Source organism: Neoroseomonas lacus (assembly GCF_014644535.1).
Lineage (GTDB): Bacteria > Pseudomonadota > Alphaproteobacteria > Acetobacterales > Acetobacteraceae > Neoroseomonas > Neoroseomonas lacus.
On sequence record NZ_BMKW01000005.1, the window covers coordinates 269,964 to 290,097 of the forward strand.

At 69.6% G+C, this 20,134-nt stretch carries 18 protein-coding genes; 12 read left to right on the top strand and 6 right to left on the bottom strand.

Annotated features, from left to right (window positions below):
• Positions 1-3: 3 nt before the first annotated feature.
• Positions 4-1,632, bottom strand: a complete 1,629-nt coding sequence (locus IEY36_RS11895) for an electron transfer flavoprotein-ubiquinone oxidoreductase (RefSeq protein ID WP_229681264.1) — start codon at positions 1,630-1,632, stop codon at positions 4-6.
• 84 nt (positions 1,633-1,716) lie between these two features.
• On the opposite strand from IEY36_RS11895, the gene IEY36_RS11900 reads away from it, so the two are divergent.
• Positions 1,717-2,514 (top strand): uracil-DNA glycosylase, encoded by a 798-nt coding sequence (locus IEY36_RS11900; protein ID WP_188967282.1) that lies wholly within the window; start codon positions 1,717-1,719, stop codon positions 2,512-2,514.
• A 173-nt stretch (positions 2,515-2,687) separates the two neighbouring features.
• Positions 2,688-4,466 (top strand): lytic transglycosylase domain-containing protein, encoded by a 1,779-nt coding sequence (locus IEY36_RS11905; RefSeq protein ID WP_229681265.1) that lies wholly within the window; start codon positions 2,688-2,690, stop codon positions 4,464-4,466.
• A gap of 395 nt (positions 4,467-4,861) precedes the next feature.
• Here the strand turns inward: IEY36_RS11905 and IEY36_RS11910 are convergent, their stop codons facing one another.
• Positions 4,862-5,806 (bottom strand): sterol desaturase family protein, encoded by a 945-nt coding sequence (locus IEY36_RS11910; protein ID WP_188967284.1) that lies wholly within the window; start codon positions 5,804-5,806, stop codon positions 4,862-4,864.
• Positions 5,807-5,827: 21 nt separating this feature from the next.
• On the opposite strand from IEY36_RS11910, the gene IEY36_RS11915 reads away from it, so the two are divergent.
• Positions 5,828-6,655 (top strand): creatininase family protein, encoded by an 828-nt coding sequence (locus tag IEY36_RS11915; RefSeq protein WP_188967285.1) that lies wholly within the window; start codon positions 5,828-5,830, stop codon positions 6,653-6,655.
• A 178-nt stretch (positions 6,656-6,833) separates the two neighbouring features.
• Positions 6,834-7,373: a molybdenum cofactor biosynthesis protein B gene (gene moaB / locus IEY36_RS11920; protein WP_188967286.1), complete on the top strand. Its 540-nt coding sequence runs from the start codon at positions 6,834-6,836 to the stop codon at positions 7,371-7,373.
• Between the two features lie 267 nt (positions 7,374-7,640).
• Here moaB and IEY36_RS11925 read toward each other — a convergent pair whose 3' ends face one another.
• Positions 7,641-8,786: a PA0069 family radical SAM protein gene (locus IEY36_RS11925; protein ID WP_188967287.1), complete on the bottom strand. Its 1,146-nt coding sequence runs from the start codon at positions 8,784-8,786 to the stop codon at positions 7,641-7,643.
• A 134-nt stretch (positions 8,787-8,920) separates the two neighbouring features.
• On the opposite strand from IEY36_RS11925, the gene IEY36_RS11930 reads away from it, so the two are divergent.
• Genes IEY36_RS11930 through IEY36_RS11940 form a run of 3 tightly spaced genes read left to right on the top strand, consistent with a single transcriptional unit; the run spans position 8,921 to position 10,795 of the window.
• Positions 8,921-9,610: a TIGR04283 family arsenosugar biosynthesis glycosyltransferase gene (locus IEY36_RS11930; RefSeq protein ID WP_188967288.1), complete on the top strand. Its 690-nt coding sequence runs from the start codon at positions 8,921-8,923 to the stop codon at positions 9,608-9,610.
• 19 nt (positions 9,611-9,629) lie between these two features.
• Entirely contained in the window at positions 9,630-10,217 is a 588-nt protein-coding gene (locus IEY36_RS11935) for a TIGR04282 family arsenosugar biosynthesis glycosyltransferase (protein ID WP_188967289.1), read from the top strand.
• Positions 10,214-10,795: an HPP family protein gene (locus tag IEY36_RS11940; RefSeq protein ID WP_188967290.1), complete on the top strand. Its 582-nt coding sequence runs from the start codon at positions 10,214-10,216 to the stop codon at positions 10,793-10,795. Before IEY36_RS11935 ends, IEY36_RS11940 begins: the two co-directional genes overlap by 4 nt.
• 52 nt (positions 10,796-10,847) lie before the next feature.
• Here IEY36_RS11940 and IEY36_RS11945 read toward each other — a convergent pair whose 3' ends face one another.
• Positions 10,848-11,588, bottom strand: coding sequence for a metallophosphoesterase family protein (locus IEY36_RS11945; protein WP_188967291.1), 741 nt, complete (start codon positions 11,586-11,588; stop codon positions 10,848-10,850).
• A gap of 190 nt (positions 11,589-11,778) precedes the next feature.
• Here IEY36_RS11945 and IEY36_RS11950 point away from each other — a divergent pair, with 190 nt between their 5' ends.
• The gene (locus IEY36_RS11950; RefSeq protein WP_188967292.1) at positions 11,779-12,465 is read left to right on the top strand and encodes a DJ-1/PfpI family protein; all 687 of its coding nucleotides are present in this window, start codon (positions 11,779-11,781) and stop codon (positions 12,463-12,465) included.
• 1 nt (position 12,466) lies between these two features.
• Here the strand turns inward: IEY36_RS11950 and IEY36_RS11955 are convergent, their stop codons facing one another.
• Positions 12,467-13,075, bottom strand: coding sequence for a pyridoxamine 5'-phosphate oxidase family protein (locus IEY36_RS11955; protein ID WP_188967293.1), 609 nt, complete (start codon positions 13,073-13,075; stop codon positions 12,467-12,469).
• Between the two features lie 133 nt (positions 13,076-13,208).
• On the opposite strand from IEY36_RS11955, the gene IEY36_RS11960 reads away from it, so the two are divergent.
• Complete coding sequence (locus IEY36_RS11960) at positions 13,209-13,577, top strand: hypothetical protein (protein WP_188967294.1); 369 nt, start codon at positions 13,209-13,211, stop codon at positions 13,575-13,577.
• A 49-nt stretch (positions 13,578-13,626) separates the two neighbouring features.
• Here IEY36_RS11960 and IEY36_RS11965 read toward each other — a convergent pair whose 3' ends face one another.
• Positions 13,627-14,640 (bottom strand): aspartate-semialdehyde dehydrogenase, encoded by a 1,014-nt coding sequence (locus IEY36_RS11965; protein WP_188967295.1) that lies wholly within the window; start codon positions 14,638-14,640, stop codon positions 13,627-13,629.
• Positions 14,641-15,158: 518 nt separating this feature from the next.
• On the opposite strand from IEY36_RS11965, the gene IEY36_RS11970 reads away from it, so the two are divergent.
• The 3 genes from IEY36_RS11970 to IEY36_RS11980 all read left to right on the top strand — a co-directional run bounded on the left by IEY36_RS11970 (position 15,159) and on the right by IEY36_RS11980 (position 20,125).
• Entirely contained in the window at positions 15,159-16,802 is a 1,644-nt protein-coding gene (locus IEY36_RS11970; protein ID WP_188967296.1) for a lysine--tRNA ligase, read from the top strand.
• Positions 16,799-18,757 carry a phosphatidylglycerol lysyltransferase domain-containing protein gene (locus IEY36_RS11975; protein WP_229681266.1) on the top strand — a complete coding sequence of 653 codons (1,959 nt, stop codon included), beginning with the start codon at positions 16,799-16,801 and terminating at the stop codon, positions 18,755-18,757. Before IEY36_RS11970 ends, IEY36_RS11975 begins: the two co-directional genes overlap by 4 nt.
• Positions 18,758-18,820: 63 nt before the next feature.
• Positions 18,821-20,125: a UDP-glucose dehydrogenase family protein gene (locus tag IEY36_RS11980; RefSeq protein ID WP_188967297.1), complete on the top strand. Its 1,305-nt coding sequence runs from the start codon at positions 18,821-18,823 to the stop codon at positions 20,123-20,125.
• Positions 20,126-20,134 lie beyond the last annotated feature (9 nt).

Genomic DNA, 20,134 nt, shown 5'->3' on the forward strand with positions numbered 1-20,134 from the left:
TTCTCACATCCCGCCGATGTAGTTCGGCCCGCCGGCACCTTCGGGCGTGCACCAGTCGATGTTCTGCGTCGGGTCCTTGATGTCGCAGGTCTTGCAGTGGACGCAGTTCTGCGCGTTGATCTGCAGCCGCGGCTGGCCTTCCTCGACGCCCACGGCCTCATAGACGCCGGCCGGGCAATAGCGGCTTTCCGGGCTGCCGAAGGTGTCGAAGTTCACCGCCTTCCAACGCGACGGGTCCTTCAGCTTCAGATGCGCCGGCTGGTCTTCCTCGTGGTTGGTATTCGACAGGAACACCGAGGAGAGACGGTCGAAGGACAGCACGCCATCGGGCTTCGGATAGGCGATCTTCGGTGCGTCGGCGGCCTTCTTCAGCTGCGCATGGTCGTCATGATGCGCGAGCGTCCAGGGTGACTTGCCGCGCGTGATGTAGGTCTCCAGCGCGGCGTTGATCATGCCGCCCCACAGCCCGAACTTGGCGAAGCCGGGACGGATGTTGCGCACGCCTTCGAGTTCGCTCCACACCCAGGATGCCTTGAGGCTTGTGGGGTAGGCCTCGAGCACCGGCGCGCGTTCCTCGGCCGTCAGCGCGGCCGCGATCGCCTCGGCGGCGAGCATGCCGGACTTCATCGCGGTATGCGTGCCCTTGATCTTCGGCACGTTCAGGAAGCCGGCGGAATCGCCGATGATCGCGCCGCCGGGGAAGACCAGCTTCGGGATGGACTGGAAGCCACCCTCGTTCAGCGCGCGCGCGCCATAGGCGATACGCTTGCCGCCTTCGAGCATCGCGGCGACCGCCGGGTGGTGCTTGAAGCGCTGGAATTCATCGAAGGGGGAGAGCCAGGGGTTGCCGTAGTCCAGCCCGACGACGAAGCCGATGGAGACCAGGTTGTCGCCCAGCATGTAGAGCCAGGACCCGCCATAGGTGTCCGACTTTACCGGCCAGCCGACGGAATGCCAGATCAGCCCAGGCGTGTGCTTCTCCTTCGGGATCTCCCACAATTCCTTCATGCCGAGGCCGAAGGTCTGCGGCTGCACGCCCTCGCGCAGGCTGTAGGTCTCGAAGAGCTTCTTGGTGAGCGAACCGCGGCAGCCCTCGCCGAACAGCGTGTAGGAGGCGCGCAACTCCATGCCGGGCTGGTAGTTAGGGCCTTCCTCGCCGTCCTTGCCGATGCCCATGACGCCGGCGACGACGCCGCGCACCTGGCCGTCCTCGATGATCGTCTCGGAGGCGGCGAAGCCCGGGTAGATCTCGACGCCGAGCGCCTCGGCCTTGGCGCCCAACCAGCGGCAGACATTGCCCAGGCTGACGATGTAGTTGCCGTGGTTGTTCATCTGCGGCGGCGTCGGCAGCTTGTAGGCCTTCGTCTCCGTCAGGAACATGAAGCGGTCGTCGCGGGCGGGTGTCGCCAGGGCCGGCGGGTCGTCGCGCCAATCGGGGATCAGCTCATCGAGCGCGCGGGGTTCGAGTACCGCGCCCGACAGGATATGGGCTCCGATCTCGCTGCCCTTCTCGACCAGACAGACCGAGGCATCCGGCGCAAGCTGCTTGAGGCGGATCGCGGCGGCGAGGCCGGCCGGGCCGCCCCCCACGATCAGCACGTCGAATTCCATGGCCTCGCGCTCTACGGACATGTCCCCGCTTTCTCCTGACTTGTCGCGTTCATGTAGCCGCAGCCCGGGTTGCACGAAACCCCGCCGCGGGCCGATATCACCACCATGGAGCATGATCGGGCGCAGCTTCTGGCGGCGCTGGCGTTGCAGCTGGACTGGGGGGCGGAGGAGGCGCTGGCCGAAGCGCCGCCGGACCGCAGCGCCCCCGCGCGCCCGGCCCCGGTCCCGGCCTCCGCCCCGGAACGCCCCGCCAACGGCCCGCGCGTAGTCGCCACGCTGCCGCCGCTCACCGCCCCACCCGCCGCCAGCCGCGCCGCGGAGGCCGCCGCCGCGGCAACCAGCCTCGACGAATTGCGCGAGGCAATCCGTGCCTTCGACGGCTCCCCCCTGCGCGATACCGCGACCAACCTGGTCTTCGCCGATGGCGCGCCCGACAGCGGCCTGATGCTGATCGGCGAGGCGCCGGGGGCGGAGGAGGATCGGATGGGCAAGCCCTTCGTTGGCCAATCCGGGCAGTTGCTCGACCGCATGTTCGCCTCGATCGGGCTGAGCCGGGGGGCGGGTGGCTTCTACATCACCAACATCCTGCCCTGGCGGCCGCCCGGCAACCGCACGCCGACCGATGCCGAGATCGCGCTGTTCATCCCTTTCGTGATGCGCCACATCGCCCTGGTGCGGCCGCGGCACCTGGTGCTGCTTGGCGGCACCTCGGCCAAGGCCCTGCTGCGGAGCAAGGAGGGCATCACCCGGCTGCGCGGCAAATGGCAGCAGGTGGTAGTGGAGGGCCTGGGCGAGGTGCCTACCCTGGCGACCCTGCACCCGGCCTATCTGCTGCGGACCCCTGCGGCCAAGCGCGATGCCTGGGCCGATTTGCTGATGCTGCGACGCGGCATCACGATGTGATCACGAGACTACGAATGCAGAACGCCGGCCAAGCCACTGGCGCGGTTCAAGGCGGTCTTGAAAGACGGGATTCGTCCCGATCTTCAATGTTGCGCCGCTCGCGTAACGCTCGTTAGTCGCGAGTCGCCATGCGCGCGATCTGCCCCATGGCCCGCAGGACGCCGGCAGCCTTCATGGCTGTTTTCGGCGTCCCGCTCTGGCTCGGAACCCCCCTTCCGGCCTCAGCGCAACGGGCCCCCCAGACCGCCTCGGCCGCTCCCGCCACGGCTGCGCCGGCTGGCGGGGCGGCAGGGCTGCCGCGGCCACTCGCGCCCGCGGACGCGACGCGCATCGCGCAGATCTTCCAACTTCAGGCGCATGGCCAGCAGGATGCGGCCCTGCGCGAGCATGCGGCGCTGCGCGATCGTCGCCTCGACGGCCCAATCCTGGCCGACCGCTGGCTGGGCTTCCAGGCGGTCACGCCGCGCGCCGAGGCATTGCGCGACTGGCTCGCCCGCCATGCCGATGAACCGGACGCGCCGGCCATCCACGCCCTGCTGGTGCGCGCCTCGCCACACGGTGTCGCACTGCCGCCCGCCCCGGAGGAGGCCGCGCTTCCCGAAGACGGCGAGGCGGTGCCGGAGGAACGCGAGCCGCCCGCTCGTGGCTTCGTCCGCAACCCCGCTCTCGACCGCGATGTGCGGGCGCGCGCCTTCAGCGGGGACACGCGCGGCGCATTGCAGCAGATCCAGCGGACCCGCGGCATGACCGCGGCCTATGCCGCCGCGCTGCGGGCCGATGTCGCCCTCGCCCTGTTCCGCCGCGGGGAGGACACCGAGGCGTTCCGCATGGCGAGCGAGGTCGCGCGAGGCGGACGGGAGAAGACTGGCCGCGCCGCCTTCGCCGCCGGCCTCGCCGCCTGGGGGCTTGGCCGCTACGAGGTGGCGCTGCCCTATTTCGAGACGGCGGCGCGGGCCGAGGGCGGTTCGGCCGCCGCGCGGGCCTCGGCCGCCTTCTGGACGGCGCGGGCAGCGGTGCGCGCCAGGCGGCCACGACAATACGTGCCCTGGATGTTGCAGGCGGCGCAGGAGCCGCGCACCTTCCACGGGCTGCTGGCGCGGCGCGCGCTTGGCCTCACGCCCGGCTTCGCCTGGCACGGCACGGCGAGCGAGGCGGGCGGCGCGGCGCTAGTGGAATCGGCCGGGGGATGGCGCGCGCTGGCGCTGCTGCAGGTTGGCCAGACCGTCCGGGCCGAGGCCGAATTGCGCGCCCTGTGGCCGGCGGCGCGGGGCAATGCGGCGCTGGCCGGGGCGATGCTCGCCGTCGCTTCGCGTGCGGGGATGACCAATCTCGGGGCGCAACTGGCGGGGCTGGCGCAGGGGGCGGATGGGCGGCCGCGCGACCTGCAGCGCTTCCCGCTGCCGCGGCTGGAGCCGGCGCAGGGGTTCCGGGTCGATCCGGCGCTGCTGTACGCGCTGGCGCGGCAGGAATCGAATTTCGACCCGGCGGCGGTCTCCCGCGCCGGCGCGCGCGGGTTGCTGCAGGTGATGCCGGCGACCGCCGCCTATGTCACCAATGACCCGAGCCTCGGGGCCGAGGGCGCGGGGCGGCTGCATGATCCGGGCCTGTCGCTGGAGATCGGGCAACGCTACCTGCTGCAACTCTCGCGGCAGGAATCGGTGGGGGGCGACCTGATCCGGCTGCTCGCCGCCTATAATGCCGGGCCGGGGAACCTCGCGCGCTGGCTGCCGGTGGCGCAGCATCGCGACGACCCCTTCCTGTTCATCGAGGCGATCCCGATCGAGGAGACGCGCGGGCATGTGCAGCGGGTGCTTGCCTATTCGTGGATCTATGCCTCGCGGCTCGGGCTGCCGGCACCGAGCCTCGATGCGTTGGTGCGTGGCGCCTTCCCGACATTTGGCGCCACCGAGGGCGGTGCGGCGGGCGGCAGGCGGCATGCGGCGTTGAATTGAGCGTCTGCGTGCCCGTCGATCGGCGGGCGGCGGCATCCTGGTGCCTGTCGCGCCCAGAGCGGGTCTGTTCGCCTAGGCTCACGCCATGCGATCCAGGTTATCGCTTTCACGAACATCTTCGCCCGAGCAGGTGATCCCACCTGATCGGGATCTGCTCTGGTGCTCGCGGCACTGACGGGCGGGCATTCCGATCTGTCGGATGCGGCACGCATCCCGCCCGTCCACGCATGCTGGTTGCTGTCGTCGGGTGAGCGGGTCGGGGTCCAGGCCGGTTCGGTCTGGTCGGACAACGCCCGGAGCAGCTTCCCGTCGCTCCGCGGTCCGGAAGCCTCCCCAGCTATTGTCCTGCGAACATCGTCGACCGATCACGTGATTCCACCTGATCGGGATTGTCCCTATGGCCGGGCGTGTGGCGTCGCGGGCGCGGCCTGCGGTGTCGTCTCGGCGACGTGGTCATCCACGCCGAAACGGAAGCGCTCGTCGCGCCTTGGCAGGTACAGGGTGCCGAACATCCAGTCCCACAGGGCGAAGACCGTGGCAAAGTTCTTGTCGTGTTGGGCCGCGTCCGCCGAATGATGGGCCTGGTGCATGTGCGGGCTCACCAGGATCATCGACAGCCAGCGCGGGAAGGGCAGGACGACATGGCTGTGCCGCAGATGCGAGAAGGCCACGTTCCACACCACGCTGAAGGCGTTCACGCCGAGCAGGGTCAGCGGATCCACCCGCGCCGCGAAGGCCGTGGCGACGATGCCCAATCCGAAGCCGTTCATGAAGGCACCGCAGCCGATATGGACGATCTGTTCCTGCGGCCAAAAGCGGAATGCGGTCAGCGGCGTCAGCACCGGCGGTTCGTGGTGCAGCCGGTGCGCCCGCCACAGCAACTCATAGCGATGGAAGATCCGGTGCGTCCAATAGAGCGAGAAGTCCGTGGTCACGAAGGGGATGAGCGCCGCGCAGGCCATGGCGAGCGGATGGTCGAGCCGCGCCGAGGCCTGTGGAAAGCCGAAGATCGGCGCGAGCAGCAGCGTGGCGACGGTGACCCCGGAGGCGCTGAGCAGGAAGAACAACGGTGCCAGCAGGAAGGGGAGCGCCGAATTCACGACGAACAGCCCGAAATCCTGGCTTGCCTGGCGCAGGAAGGCGTGGGCGCCGACCGGCACCGCCTGGGCGCGCATCTCCCGCAGGGAGGCGCGCGTTGCCAGGCCGATCACGCCAAAGGCGAGCAGGGCGACGATCAGCGTCGGCCACCAGAATGGCGAGGCGGGTTCGGTCAGCAGCCCAGCCAGGCTGTGAAGCCAGTTCCATGCGGCGGTCAGCGGATCGTAGTCGGGCCAGATCATCGCGGCGCAGAATCCCACATCATGCGCGCCGAGGGAACGGCGTTCCGGCGCACCCTGTTGCGTGCAGTGCTGCTGGCCGGGCTCGTCCTGCCGATGGTGGCGCGGGCACAACCGGTGCCCGACAGTCTCGACATCGCCGACATGACCTGGATCGAGGTGCGCGACGCTGTCGCCAGCGGGCATCGCACCGCGATCGTGCCGAGCGGCGGGATCGAGCAGAACGGACCGCACATGATCCTCGGCAAGCACGACCACATCGTGCGGGCGAATGCGCTGCGCATCGCGCGCGAACTGGGCGATGCACTGGTCGTGCCGGTGCTGTCCTATTCGCCGCAGGGGCGGTTCGATCCGCCGGAGGGCAATCTGCGCTTTCCCGGCACCATAGGTGTCACCGACGAGGCCTTCGCGGCCATGCTCGAGGGCATCGCCCGCAGTCTGCGCGCGACGGGGTTCCGCACCATCTGCTTCCTCGCCGACAATGGGCCGAGCCAGCGGCCGCAGGAACGCCTGGCCGCGCGGCTGACGGCCGAGTGGCGGGGCGAGGGGGTGCGGGTAATTGCCGTCGAACGGTACTATGCCGCCATCGCGCAGCAGGATGACTGGTTGCGGGCGCAGGGCGAGACGACCGCCTCCATCGGCACCCATGCCGGGATCGGCGATACCTCGGAGCTGATGGCCATCCATCCGGCGGGGGTGGATCTGTCGCGGCTGCCCTCGCGGCTCGATACCTTGCAGTCGCTGGGGGCGACGGGCGACCCGTCGCGCGCCTCCGCCGCGCGGGGGGAGACGATGCTGGCGATGCGCATCGCCGCCGCCGTCGCGCAGATACGCGCGGCGCAGGGGCGCTGAATGGTGGTTGGACCGGCGTGGCGGCGGCGCGCATCACCGGCCATTTTACCGACGGCGGGTGACGCTCCGGGGCCGGTCGCGAGCATGCGCCGGAACGCGCATCCCCGAACGGAGACCGAGCCCTGTTGCAGCCGCCCCCGCCGATGCCCATGGTGAGGACCGATCCGCGGAGGACGCCATGCCGATCGACGAAACGCTACCCTTCCTGCCTGTTTCCATCGCCGTACTGACCGTGAGCGATACGCGCGACCTGGCTTCCGACCGGTCCGGCCAGACGCTGCAGGATCGCATCGAGGCCGGTGGCCATCACTGCGTCGCGCGCGAGATCGTCAAGGACGAGGCGGATGTCATCGAGGCGACGCTGCGTCGCTGGATCGCCGACCCGGCCGTCGATTGCGTCATCACCACCGGGGGGACCGGCATCACCGGCCGCGACGTGACGCCCGAGGCGTTCAAGCGCGTGCTGGAGAAGGAGATAGAGGGGTTCGGCGAGTTGTTCCGCATGTTGAGCTACGCCAAGATCGGCACCTCGACGATGCAGTCGCGCGCCTTGGGTGGGGTGGCGGACGGGACGTATCTGTTCGCGCTGCCGGGTTCGACCGGGGCTTGCAAGGATGCGTGGGACGATATCCTGAAGTTCCAGCTCGACAGCCGGCACCGCCCCTGCAACCTGGTTGAGCTGATGCCGCGGCTGAAGGAACATCTGAAGGCGGCGTGAGGGGTGGATGGGCTTTGCCCCTCCGGACCACCCCACCAAAGGCCCGGGGCGATACCTGGCACGCGGCGCCGCGTCATGACCCATTTGGGCGCAGGTCGCACGCCGCGCCTGGAAGCCGAACAGTCGCGCCCCACACCAACAGACGGCATTCCAAAGGGCTCAGCCCTTTGGCGGGGTGATTTGGAGGGGCGGCGCCCCTCCAATGCTTCCGCCGTGCCCATTTTAGACTTTTACGATCTTGGCTCTTTAGCGTCCCGGCCCGTCATTTCAGAACAGCGTCAGCTGCGCAGCCTTGTGCACGGCGCCCGGCAGGTCCGGCACGCGGAACTGGCTGCAGTCGAGCGCGCCCACGCCGCCGCCGCGCCGTTCCAGCCCGAGCCGCCGCGACGCCACGGCGAAACGCTGCGCCAGCAGATCGGCATAGGCGCCGGTGCCCTTCTGGCGCACGCCGAAGCGGCTGTCATACATCGCACCGCCGCGGGTCTGGCGGATCAGCGAGAGGACCCGTGCCGCGCGGTCAGGCATGTGGCGGGCGAGCCAATCCTCGAACAACTGCTTGATCTCGAGCGGCAGGCGCAGCAGCACATAGCCGGCGCTGGTCGCGCCGGCGGCGGCGGCGCGGTCGAGGATGGTCTCCAGTTCCGCATCGTTGACCGCTGGGATCATCGGGGCGGCCAGCACGGCGGCGGGGATGCCGGCAGCGGCGAGCGCCCGCACGGCGGCCAACCGCCGTTCCGGCGAGGCGGCGCGCGGTTCCATGATGCGGGCGAGGCGCGCATCGAGCGTGGTGATCGACAGGCAAACCCGCACCAGGTTGCGCTTCGCCATGGCCGAGAGGATGTCGAGGTCGCGCAGCACGCCGGCCGATTTCGTCACGATGGTGACGGGGTGGTTGAAGCGGTCGAGCACTTCCAGCACGCCGCGCGTCAGCTTCAGCGTGCGCTCGACCGGCTGGTACGGGTCGGTGTTGGAGCCCAGGGCGATCGGCTTCGGGTCGTAGCCGGGCTTGCGGAGTTCCTTCTCGAGCAGGGCGGCGACCTCGGGCTTGAACAGCAGCTGGGTTTCGAAATCGAGGCCCGGGGAGAGGCCGAGATAGGCGTGGGAGGGCCGGGCGTAGCAATAGACGCAGCCATGCTCGCAGCCGCGATAGGGGTTCACGGCGCGGTCGAAGCCGATATCGGGGCTCTGGTTCCAGGCCAGGGCGGATTTCGCACTGTCCTTGGTGAGCGTCGTCGGCAGCGGCGGCAGGTCGGCGAAGGCGGCTTCCAGCGTACCCCAGCCATCGTCGAATGCCTCCCGAGCGGTGTGCTCGAAGCGCACGGCGGGATTGAGGCCAGCCCCACGACCCTTGCGCGCCAGAGGCTGCAGGCCGTGGCCAAGGTCGGGCGAGAGATAGCTGCTGCCATCCGGCATGGGGCGGTCCTGCCTGTCCGAGGAGGGGAGAAGTTCCTGGTTCGTTCGAGTGCATCCTGCGCAAGCCGGCGCCCAAGGTCAAGAACAAAGAGAGAACTAATGGTTAATGAATCCCTAACGGGTCGATCGGCCTTGTGCGAACGTTAAGTGAACTCACCGCCGTCCTGCCGACCCTCAACGCGGCGGCAACGCTGGGCCAGACGCTGGAAGTCCTGGCCGGCGGTCTTGCCGGGGTGGTGGTTGCCGATGGCGGCAGTACCGACGGCACGGCGGCTACCGCCATCGCCGCCGGCGCGCATCTGCTCATCGCGCCGCGGGGCCGGGGCAGCCAGATCGCCGCCGGCACCGGCGTGGTCACCACGCCCTGGATGCTGGTGCTGCATGCGGATACGCGCCCTGGCGCTGGATGGCACGATGCCGCCGAGGCCTTCATGGCCGACCCCGCCAATGCCCGCCGCGCCGGCTATTTCCGCTTCGCCCTCGATGATCCGGCGCCGCAGGCGCGCCGCCTGGAACGGATGGTCGCCTGGCGCTGCCGGTGGCTCGGCCTGCCCTATGGCGACCAGGGGCTGTTGATCTCGCGCGACTTCCTCGCCGAGCTTGGCGGCTACCGGTCGATCCCGATCATGGAGGATGTCGACCTGGTGCGACGGATCGGCCGGGGGCGGCTGGTGGCGCTGGAGCCGCCCTTCATCACCTCCGCCACGCGCTGGCGCGAACAGGGCTGGTGGCGCCGTTCGGCGCGCAACCTCGCCTGCCTGGCGCTGTGGTTCGCCGGGCTGCCGCCGTCGCGCATCGCCCGGCTCTATGCGGGGCGGCGTTGATCGGCTTGGCTGGTACGGCATGAACCGACCGACGGTGATCCTGTTCGCTCGCGCGCCGCGTCTCGGCGCGGTGAAGCGCCGGCTGGCGAAGGGCATTGGCGACCGCGCCGCGCTGCGCTTCTACCAGGCGACCCTGGCCGCCACGGCACGGCCGATCGCCCGTGACCGGCGCTGGCGGACCGTGCTGGCCACCACGCCGGCCGGCGCGCGTACGGATTGGACGCGCTTCGTGCCGCGCGGGACGATGCGCGTGACGCAACCGAAGGGCGACCTTGGCGCCCGCATGGAAGGGTGCCTGCGGCGCTATCCGCGCGCGGTGCTGGTCGGCAGCGATATCCCCGAGCTTTGTCCCGCTGACATTGCCGCCGCCTTTCGTGCGCTGGGGCGTGCGGATGCCGTCTTTGGCCCAGCGACGGATGGGGGGTATTGGCTGATTGGCCTGGGCCCAAGGCGGCCGGCGCGCCCCTTCGCGCGGGTGCGCTGGTCGAGCGAGCATGCCTTGGCCGATACCGGGGCGAATTTTCGCGGCCGCCGGGTCGCGCTGTTGCGGAGGCTGCACGACGTGGACACTGCCGAGGATCTTGCCTGCTTGAAGGCCCGGTCATGAAGCCGCCGCCGCCGCGGCGCATCTTGGTGCAGATCTTCGGGACGGCCGCGGCGCTGCTGCTCGCCAATGCGGCCTTGTCCTTCACCGAGCATCCCTGGCTGCTGCCCTCGCTCGGCGGGTCCTGCGTCATTCTGTTCGGCATGCCGCGTGGCATCATGGCGCAGCCGCGATCCTTTATCGGCGGGCACCTGATCGCGACCGTGGTCGGCATGCTGTTCCACGATGGCTATGTGCGCTTCGGAGGACCGATCGGCGTCTGGCTCGCCTTCGCCGTGGGCACTGCGCTGGCGGCCATGGCAGTGACGCGGACCATCCATTCCCCGGCCGGGGCCAACCCGGTCGTCGTCTTCGTCGAGAATGCCAATTGGCATTTCCTGGCGACGCCGCTGTTGCCCGGGCTCGCGACGCTGTTCCTGGTGGCCTATGCGGCGAACAACCTGCGCAGCCCCTGGGGGGCCGGGCCGTGGCCGCGCTTCACGCGGTGGGGGCTGAAGGCGGTGCCGTCACGGGCGCCGGGACAGGAGCGCCGGCCGTCGCGGGACCCCACCCCGCCGCGGGGACCCATCGACGTCGCTTGATGCCGGCGGCTCGCGTCACAGGAGCGGCGCCGCCTGGGCGGGCGATGCCGCTTTATCCGACTGCCCCCGTCGCCAATGCCGCTGCCCAATCGGGGCGCCCATTCTCCGACGCACGGTGCGCCGCGGCGTCCCAATCATAGTCGAGGACCAGCAATTCCGCCCCCCAGCGGCCGCGCCGCAGGGTCAGGATGGCGTAGCGCGCATGCGGGGAGCGGTATTCGAGCCCCGGCGCGGCCGGGCTGTCGGCGAAGACCGGGCAGCCGACACTGCCGGGGTTTAGGATGGTGCAGCCTTGCGGCCCCTGCACCAGCGCCTGGCGGTGGCTGTGACCGCATAGAACCACCCCGCCGGGCCGCGCCGCCGCGCCGAGCCTGGCCGCGACGGTGGCGCGCGGTGCCGGGGAGAGAAGGCCATTGGCTGGTTCCTCCAGCAGGTAGGTGCTGTCGTCGCTCGGCGTGCCGTGGACGGCGAGGATGTCCGGCGCGACTTCCAGCGTCGGCGGCAGGGCGTGCAGGCTGGCACGTTGGGCCGCGGTCAGCGCCTCGCGCGCGAAGCGGCCGGCGGGGGAGAGTTCGGCCTCGGGTTTCTCGACGATCCAGCGGTCGTGGTTGCCGCGCACCGTGGGCAGGTCGAGCCCGGCGAGGCGTTCGAAGGTCTCGTGCGGCCAGAGCGGGCCGGTGACGCAGTCGCCGAGATTGACGATGGCATCGACGCCGCGCTCGGCGAGGTCGGTGAGCACGGCCTCCAGCGCGAGGAGGTTGCCGTGGATGTCGGAGATCACCGCGAGACGCATGGCCTGGTCCTCATCATGCTGGTGGCGCCGCATGCTGGCGGCGCCGGCCGGGGCGTGCGAGCCTTTCCGCCGGAGCGTGATGGCCGCAGCTGCGAATGCATCGGAGGCCTGAAATCACGTGATCACACAAAGGGTTTGAGCGGGGTTGGTGAACGAAGGTGAACCAATCACGCTCCGGAGGACCGCCACGATGACCGCACCGCTTCGCTTCGGCCTGTTGCTGTTTCCGCGCCTGACGCAACTCGACATGACCGGGCCTTTCGAGGTGTTGTCGCGCGTGCCGGGCGGCAAGGTGCATCTGATCTGGAAGAATCGCGAGCCGGTCAGCGCCGATACCGGCCTGACCATGATGCCGGATACGAGCTTCGCCGACTGCCCGCAGATGGATGTGATCTGCGTGCCCGGCGGGCCCGGCGTGGCGGCGCTGATGGAGGATGAGGAGGTGCTCGCCTTCCTGCGCGCGCAGGCAGCGGGGGCGCGGTTCGTCACCTCGGTCTGCACGGGGGCGCTGGTGCTGGGGGCGGCGGGACTGCTCAAGGGCGTGCGGGCGACGACGCATTGGGCGAGCCATGATTTCCTGGCCTCGCTGGGAGCGGTGCCGGAGCAGGGGCGCTGGGTGCGCGACGGGCGCGTGGTGACCGGCGGCGGCGTGACCGCGGGGATCGATTTCGCGCTGGCGCTGGTAGCGGAGATGCTGTCGCCGGAGGCGGCGCAGGCGATCCAGTTGCAGATCGAATATGCGCCGGCGCCGCCCTTCGATGCGGGTTCGCCGGCGACGGCGCCGGCCGGTGTGCTGGCGACGGCCAAGGCTCGGGGGGCCGCGATGCGAGCGGAACGCGAGGCGCTGGTTGCCCGCGTCGCGGCGCGCTTCGCCTGAGTCACCACATGGTCTTGGCGGCGCGGGCGGGCCATTCGCGGTCATAGGCCTCACCGCCGGTCTCGCCCTGGCTCATCACCGCGAGGATCTGGCCCGGCGTCGGCAGGCTGCCGGGGGCGGCGTGGCGTGCGGCGTCCCACAGCCCGGCGCGGACCACGGCGCGGGCGCATTGGAAGAAGAGTTCCTCGACCGTGATCACCACCACGGAGCGCGGCGCGGCGCCGTCGATGGCGAAGGAGGCGAGCAACTCGGGCGCGACCGACAGATGCGCGCGGCCGTTGACGCGCAGGGTGGTGCCGGAGCCGGGGATCAGGAACAGCAGGCCGACGCGCGGGTCGCGGACGATGTTGCGCAGGCTGTCGACGCGGTTGTTGCCGCGTCGGTCGGGCAGCAGAAGGGTGCGGTCATCCGGGAGGCGGACCAAGCCATGGGCGTCGCCGCGCGGGGAGGCATCGAGGCCTTCGGGGCCGACGGTGGCCAGCACCATGAAGGGGGATGCCTCGATCAGTCGCCGGTATTCGGGGGTCACGCGGTCCGCGACCTTGGCGGTCGAGGCGAGGTTGGGCGTGCCGTAGAGCGCTTCGAGCGCTTCCACCGTCTCGATCCGCATGAGTCGCTTCCTGATGCTGTCCACTGCGGCATTACGCCCGGCCGCACGGGGCCGGTAGATGGAGGAGTCCGGCGCCCCTCCGCGTTCACGCAAGCTTCATGCGGCTGCGCGAGACTGGTGCCGGAGGCCGTCCATGGACAGCAATACTCACGCCATCGGCGAGGCGGAACGCGAGGCCCGTGCCCGCATTGCCCGCCATCTGCAGGACCTGCACTGGCTGCACCTGGCGCTGGCGGAGGAGAGCCGCGCGATCAAGCGCTTCACCACGGACGGACAGGCGGGGGTCGAGATGGCGCTCGCAACCGAGATGCTGGAGCAGTATCTCGGCGCCAGCGCCGGTTTCGTCGAGAATATGCGCGGGCGGTTCGAGGCGCGGTTGGCGCTGTTGCGGCGCGGCGAGCCGGCCTTTGGTGGCAGGCCGGACCAGGCGCCCGAGCACGGGGCTTTCTGGTTGGCCTTTTCGCGGCTCTGCGCGGTGTTGCGCCGCTGCGGCGGCGGGTAGTCGTGGTCGCGGAGCAGGGACGGCCTGCTCCGCGATTCCGGGTCGGGCGTCAGGCCGCCCTGCGGGCCGCCATCGGCAGCCGTTCGGCGATCTGCACCGCGTTCAGGGCGGCGCCTTTCAGCAGCTGGTCGCCGCACAGGAAGAAGTCGAGGCCGCGATCCCCGAAGACCGGGTTGGCGCGGATGCGCCCCGCTTCGACGTCGTCCTGGCCTGTCGCGTTGATCGGCATCGGGTAGATGCCGTGCTCGGGGTCATCGACCACCTTCACGCCGGCGGCGTGACGCAGCACCTCGCGCGCCGCTTCCGGCGTGACGGGGCGTTCCGTCTCGATGGTGACGGCTTCGGCATGCACCCGCATGGTCGGGATGCGCACCGCGGTGCAGGAGATGGGCAGGTCCGGCAGGCCCATGATCTTCCGGCTTTCCCAGGCGACCTTCATTTCCTCCCGCGTGTAGCCGTTGGGCTGGAAGGCATCGATCTGCGGGATGACATTGAAGGCGAGCGGCCAGCGGAACACGTCGTGCTCCGGCTTCACGCCTTCCACCAGCATGCGGCGGGATTCGCGTTCGAGTTCCGCCATGCCCTCCGCCCCGGCGCCCGAGGCCGCCTGGTAGGTGGACACGATGACGCGGCGCAGCCCGAAGGCCTGGCGCAGCGGCTCGAGTGCCACAACCAGGATCGCCGTGGTGCAGTTCGGGTTGGCGATCAGCCGCGCGCCGCCGATGGCGCCGGCATTCACCTCGGGCACCACCAGGGGGACGTGGTCCTCCAGCCGGAAGGCGGAGGAGTTGTCCACCACCGTCACGCCAGCCTCGACCATCTTCGGGGCATGCGCCTTGGCGAAGTCGCCAGAGACGGCGAGCAGAGCGAGGTCGAGGTCACGCACGGCGGCGTCGGAGAATTCCTCGATCGTCACATCGCCGAAGGGCGTTTTCGTTTTCGTGCCGGCGCTGCGGGCGGAGGCGAACAGCCTCAGCGAGGTGACCGGGAAGGCCCGGCGCCCCAGAACATCCACAAGCTCGCGACCCACCGCTCCGGTGGCGCCGACAATACCGACACGCATGTCCCTCAGTGTCCTTTCGAGGGTTGAAGGGGCGCGATGATTAGCGCAAAGGCGCGGCCGGACCAATGGTTCAGTGCTGTTTCGGCCCATGTGGCAGGGCAGGGCGGACCCCGGCCCCGGACATGGCGCGGCGGCTGACGGCCAGGACGAGGATCGAGGCCAGAGCGCAGCCTGCTCCATGGTGAGGCCATGGATCGAGGCCATGCCTCGGCCTGGGAGCGCACGGCGAGGCCGCGCCCGGACTGCCCATCGCCCGCTGTGCGCCAGCGTACGGCGCGAACCCAGGCGGCCCGGATGGGCCGCGCCTGGTGTCGGGAGGATCTCGGATCGAGGCCACGCCTCGATCCGGGAGCGCAAAGCGCCACCACGCCCAGACCGCCCGCGCGCACGGTGCGCCAGTGCACGGCTCGAAGCCAAGCTGCCCGGATGGGCCGCGCTCGGCGTTTGAGGGCATGACAAGACTCACCAAGGGTCGCCTCGCGACCCTTGGCCACCTATAACGCCCCTCCGGTTTTCAAATGAGTTTCGCCATCGTGACGATCCAGCCCGCCGCCGATCTCTCCACCGTGAAGGCCTGGCCCTTCGAGGAAGCGCGCAAGGTCGCCGCGCGGGTGGCGAAATCGGGCAAGGACACGGCGCTGTTCGAAACCGGCTACGGCCCCTCGGGCCTGCCGCATATCGGCACCTTCGGGGAGGTTGCGCGCACCTCCTGGGTACGTCGCGCCTTTGAACTGATGACCGGGTTGCGATCGCGCCTGATCGCCTTCAGCGACGACATGGATGGGCTGCGCAAGGTTCCCGACAACGTGCCGAACAAGGAGATGCTGGCGCAGCATCTCGGCCGCTCGGTCACCGCGATTCCCGACCCTTTCGGCACGCATGAGAGCTTCGGGCATCACAACAATGCGAGGCTGCGCGCGTTCCTCGACGCCTTCGGCTTCGATTACGAATTCGCCTCGTCGTCCGACTATTACCGCTCGGGCCGCTTCGACGAGGCACTGATCCGCATGGCGGAGAAGCATGAGGAGGTGCGTAGCGTCATCCTGCCGACGCTCGGGCCGGACCGCCGCGCCACCTATTCGCCCTTCCTGCCGATCCATCCCAAGACCGGCGTGGTCATGCAGGTGCCGATGGACGAGGTCCGCCCCTCCGAGGACCTGCTGATCTGGCGTGACCCCGAGAATGGCGAGCGCCACGCGACGCGCATCACCGGCGGTCATTGCAAGGCGCAGTGGAAGGCCGATTGGGCACTGCGCTGGTACGCGCTGGGCGTCGATTACGAGATGTCGGGCAAGGATCTGATTGATTCCGTGCGGCTATCCTCGGCGATCTGCCGCGTGATGGGGGCGGAAGCGCCGGAGGCCTTCACCTACGAGCATTTCCTCGACGAACAGGGCCAGAAGATCAGCAAGTCGAAGGGCAATGGGCTGACCATCGACGAATGGCTGCGCTACGCGCCGGCCGAGAGCCTGTCGCAATACATGTACAATCAGCCCCAGCGGGCCAAGCGGCTGTTCTTCGACCAGATCCCGCGCGCGGTGGACGAATACCTGCAGCATCGCGTCCGGCTGCGCGCCGCACCCGACCCGACCAACCCCGCCTGGCACATCCATGGCGGCAGCGTGCCGAACGACCCGGAACCGCCGGTTCCTTTCGCCATGCTGCTGAACCTGGCCTCCGTGGTGAATGCGGACGACCCGGAGATCCTGTGGGGCTTCCTTGCGCGCTACGCGCCCGGCGCGACGCCGGCGACCCAGCCGATGCTGGCGAAGCTGGTCGAGCACGCGGTCCATTACTATCGGGATTTCGTGGCGCCGACGAAGCGCTATCGCCTCCCCAGTGATGCGGAACGCGAGGCGCTGACGGCGCTGATGGCCATGCTGCGCGACCGCGTGGCCGACCTCGAAGCCATGCCGCCCGAGGATCGTGCGAAGGCGATCCAGGACCTGGTCTATGACGCCGGTCGTCGCGAGCCCTTCTTGCAGGCGAACAAGGACGGCTCGATGGGCGTGTCGCGCGCCTGGTTCAACGCGCTGTACCAGGTGTTGCTCGGACAGGAGGAAGGCCCACGCTTCGGCGGCTTCGTCGCGCTCTACGGCATCGCCGGCACGATCGGGTTGATCGAGACGGCGCTGGCGCGGCAGGAGAGCCCGGCCGCGTGACCATCGGCGCGCGCGCCCTCGCCTGGGCAAAACGGCATGGGGCGACTGTGTTCGGGCTGCTGCTGCTGGGCGGCGCGCTCTATGTCGTGCAGCGGGAATTCCGCACCCTGTCCTGGGCGGACATCAAGGGCGCGCTGGACAGCACGTCCGCCGCCTCGCTCTGGGCCGCGGCCGGCTTTACCCTGGCCGCCTATATCGTGCTCACGGCCTATGACCGGTTGGGGTCGGTCTATGCCGGCCATCCGGTGTCCTATTCGCGGACCTCGCTGGCGTCCTTCGTGGCCTACGCGCTGGCCAACAATCTCGGCTTCGCCACGGTATCGGGGGCGGCGATCCGCTTTCGCTTCTACGCCGCCTGGGGGTTGCCGCCGCTCGCCATCGCCAAGGTGGTGGCCTTCACCTCTCTGACCTTCGGGTTGGGCGGCTTCGCGCTGGGTGGGCTCGTGCTGGTCGCCGAGCCGGAGGTGCTGCCCTTCTTCGGCGGCGGCACGCCTCGCTGGGTCATGCAGGCGGCCGGGCTGGTCATGTGGGTGATCGTCTCGAGCTACATCCTGCTCGCGCGGTTCGTGCCGCATTTCCGCCTGTTCGGGCACCAGATCGACCTGCCGGGATTCCGCATGGCGGTGGCGCAGACCGCGCTCGCCTCCGCCGATGTCGCGGTGACGGCGCTGATCTTCTGGACCCTGCTGCCACCGGTCGAAGGGCTGACCTTCCTGCATTTCCTCGGCGTCTATGTGCTGGCGCTGTCGGCCGGGATCATCGCCAATGTGCCGGGCGGCATCGGCGTCTTCGACGGCGCGATCCTGATCGGGCTGTCGGGGTATCTGCCGGCGCCGGTGGTGATCGGCGCGCTGCTGCTATTCCGCATGTTCTACTACATCGTGCCGCTGTTCATCGCCGGGCTGATGTTCGCCGCCTTCGAGGTGAGCCAACGTCGCCACCTGATGGACCGCTTCTCGTTCGAACGCGGCGTTGCCGTGTCCTTCGAGGTGCCGGCGATGGCGGCGCTGACCGGCCTCGCGGCGATGACCATGATCATCATCGGCGCGCTGCCGCCCAAGCCGAACATGCTTGATGGCATCTTCGACGTGCTGGACGATGCGGCGAGCCATTTCGCCGCTTCCGTCGTCGGCTGCCTGCTGCTCGTCGCCGCCTATGGGCTGATGCGTCGGCTGGCGATCGCCTGGTGGGCGACGCTGGTGCTGCTGATGAACGGTGCGGCGGTGGTGTGGCTGCGCGGCGAGCCCTGGTGGCTGATCGGTGGCTTCGTGTTGCTGGCGCTGCTGCTGACCACGGTGCGGCCGGCATTCTACCGCCGTGCCTGGCTGACCACCGAACCGCTGTCGGCGGAGACAGTGGCCGCGCTCGCCGCGCTGGCGCTGAGTGCGCTGACCTTGGCGCGCATCGCCTATGCCGGCCCCTATGGCGGCATGTCCTGGTGGGGCGTGGTGCTGTCGGATGAAGCGCCGCGCACGCTGCGCTTCGCCGTGGGTCTTGCCGGCGTGCTGCTGCTCGGTGCGGCGGCGGGGCTGTTGCGGCCTGCCCGCAGTGCGGCGGTGCCGTATGACGAGGCTGTCCGGCAGCGCCTGATGGCGCTTGGCGCGGTCGCGCCCGCGGTCGGCGCGGCCGATGGTGCCGTCTTCGGGCAGGCGGGCCGGGCCGGTTGCGCCTTTGTGAAGCGGGATGGCGTCTGGCTCGCCCTGGGCGATCCGGCGGGCGAGGAGAAGGACAGGGTTTCGGCGATATGGCGCTTTCGCGACATCTGCGAGCAGGCCGGCGTCGACCCGGCTTTCTGGCGGGCCGGACCCGCCTTGCTGCGCGTCTATGCCGATATCGGGCTGACACCCTTCCCGCTGCGCGGCGGCGCGAGTGGCGGATTGTACCTGCTCTGCCGACCCGAGCGGGACATCGACGCGCTGATGTCGCTGCTACCGAAGGTTGAAGATGCCGCCTGATCGGCTTGCAAGAGCGGCCATAAAGCGGCATTCCAGCGCCCTGCCCAGACACGAGGGATCCCCATGCGTATCGCAATGATCGGCGCCGGTTACGTCGGTCTCGTCTCAGGCGCGTGCTTTGCTGAATTCGGCGTTGACGTAACCGTGATGGACGTCGATCCCGACAAGATCGCCGGTCTGCATGCCGGTCGGATGCCGATTTATGAGCCGGGGCTGGAGAAGCTGGTCGCCGAGAATGTGCGCGACGGCAGGCTAACCTTCACCACCGACCTCGCGACCGCGGTGAAGGGGGCCGATGCGGTGTTCCTCGCCGTGGGTACGCCGACGCGGCGTGGCGATGGGCATGCCGACCTTTCCTATGTCTACGCCGCGGCGGAACAGGTGGCGAAGGCGGCCGAGGGGCCGCTGGTGATCGTGACGAAATCCACCGTCCCGGTCGGCACCGGGCGGGAGGTCCAGGAGATTGTCCGCCGGGTCAGGCCGGACGCGAAGATTTCGGTGGCCTCCAATCCGGAATTCCTGCGCGAGGGCAGCGCGATCGGCGACTTCATGCGGCCGGACCGCGTTGTCATCGGCGTTGATGACGACTTTGCGCTGGCGACGCTGAAGCGGCTGTATCGCCCGCTCTATCTGATCGAGACGCCGGTGCTCGCGGTGTCGATCGAGAGTGCGGAACTGATCAAATACGCCGCGAATGCCTTCCTCGCGGTGAAGATCACCTTCATCAACGAAATCGCCAACCTGTGCGAGAAGGTTGGCGCCGACGTGCATGACGTCGCGCGCGGCATGGGCCTCGATGGTCGGATCGGGCGCAAATTCCTGCATCCCGGTCCGGGTTATGGTGGGTCATGCTTCCCCAAGGACACGCTGGCGCTGGCGCGCACCGCGCAGGATGCCGGCAGCCCGGTGCGCCTGGTCGAAACCACCATCGCGGTGAATGACGGGCGCAAGGCGGAGATGGCCGAGCGCATCCTCGCGGCACTCGGGCCGGACCCGAAGGGCAAGCGCGTCGGCGTGCTGGGCGTGACCTTCAAGCCCGAGACGGACGACATGCGCGATGCGCCGTCGTTGGTGATCCTGCCGGCGCTTGTCGCTGCCGGGGTCGAGGTCGTGGCTTACGACCCGCAACCGGCCCATGCGCGGCAGGCCCTGCCGGCGGCGATCGACTTCACCGGAACGGCGCTGGCCGCGGCCGAGGGTGCCGATGCCGTGGTCGTGCTGACGGAATGGAACGAGTTCCGCGCCTTGTCACCGGATCGCCTCAAGGCCGCCATGAAGGGCGGCATTGTTCTAGACCTTCGCAATGTGTGGGACCCGGTGGCGATGCGCGCGGCCGGGATCACCTATTCATCGATCGGCCGCCCGTAGCCTGCCGGC

Coding starts and splice junctions, on each gene's coding strand:
- IEY36_RS11935 (WP_188967289.1), top strand. CDS start 9,630: ATGAACCGACCGACGGTGATCCTGTTCGCTCGCGCGCCGCGTCTCGGC.
- IEY36_RS11950 (WP_188967292.1), top strand. CDS start 11,779: ATGACCGCACCGCTTCGCTTCGGCCTGTTGCTGTTTCCGCGCCTGACG.
- IEY36_RS11965 (WP_188967295.1), bottom strand. CDS start 14,640: ATGCGTGTCGGTATTGTCGGCGCCACCGGAGCGGTGGGTCGCGAGCTT.
- IEY36_RS11910 (WP_188967284.1), bottom strand. CDS start 5,806: ATGATCTGGCCCGACTACGATCCGCTGACCGCCGCATGGAACTGGCTT.
- IEY36_RS11960 (WP_188967294.1), top strand. CDS start 13,209: ATGGACAGCAATACTCACGCCATCGGCGAGGCGGAACGCGAGGCCCGT.
- IEY36_RS11980 (WP_188967297.1), top strand. CDS start 18,821: ATGCGTATCGCAATGATCGGCGCCGGTTACGTCGGTCTCGTCTCAGGC.
- IEY36_RS11925 (WP_188967287.1), bottom strand. CDS start 8,786: ATGCCGGATGGCAGCAGCTATCTCTCGCCCGACCTTGGCCACGGCCTG.
- IEY36_RS11940 (WP_188967290.1), top strand. CDS start 10,214: ATGAAGCCGCCGCCGCCGCGGCGCATCTTGGTGCAGATCTTCGGGACG.
- IEY36_RS11955 (WP_188967293.1), bottom strand. CDS start 13,075: ATGCGGATCGAGACGGTGGAAGCGCTCGAAGCGCTCTACGGCACGCCC.
- IEY36_RS11895 (WP_229681264.1), bottom strand. CDS start 1,632: ATGTCCGTAGAGCGCGAGGCCATGGAATTCGACGTGCTGATCGTGGGG.
- IEY36_RS11945 (WP_188967291.1), bottom strand. CDS start 11,588: ATGCGTCTCGCGGTGATCTCCGACATCCACGGCAACCTCCTCGCGCTG.
- IEY36_RS11905 (WP_229681265.1), top strand. CDS start 2,688: ATGGCTGTTTTCGGCGTCCCGCTCTGGCTCGGAACCCCCCTTCCGGCC.
- IEY36_RS11900 (WP_188967282.1), top strand. CDS start 1,717: ATGGAGCATGATCGGGCGCAGCTTCTGGCGGCGCTGGCGTTGCAGCTG.
- IEY36_RS11915 (WP_188967285.1), top strand. CDS start 5,828: ATGCGCGCCGAGGGAACGGCGTTCCGGCGCACCCTGTTGCGTGCAGTG.
- moaB (WP_188967286.1), top strand. CDS start 6,834: ATGCCGATCGACGAAACGCTACCCTTCCTGCCTGTTTCCATCGCCGTA.
- IEY36_RS11970 (WP_188967296.1), top strand. CDS start 15,159: ATGAGTTTCGCCATCGTGACGATCCAGCCCGCCGCCGATCTCTCCACC.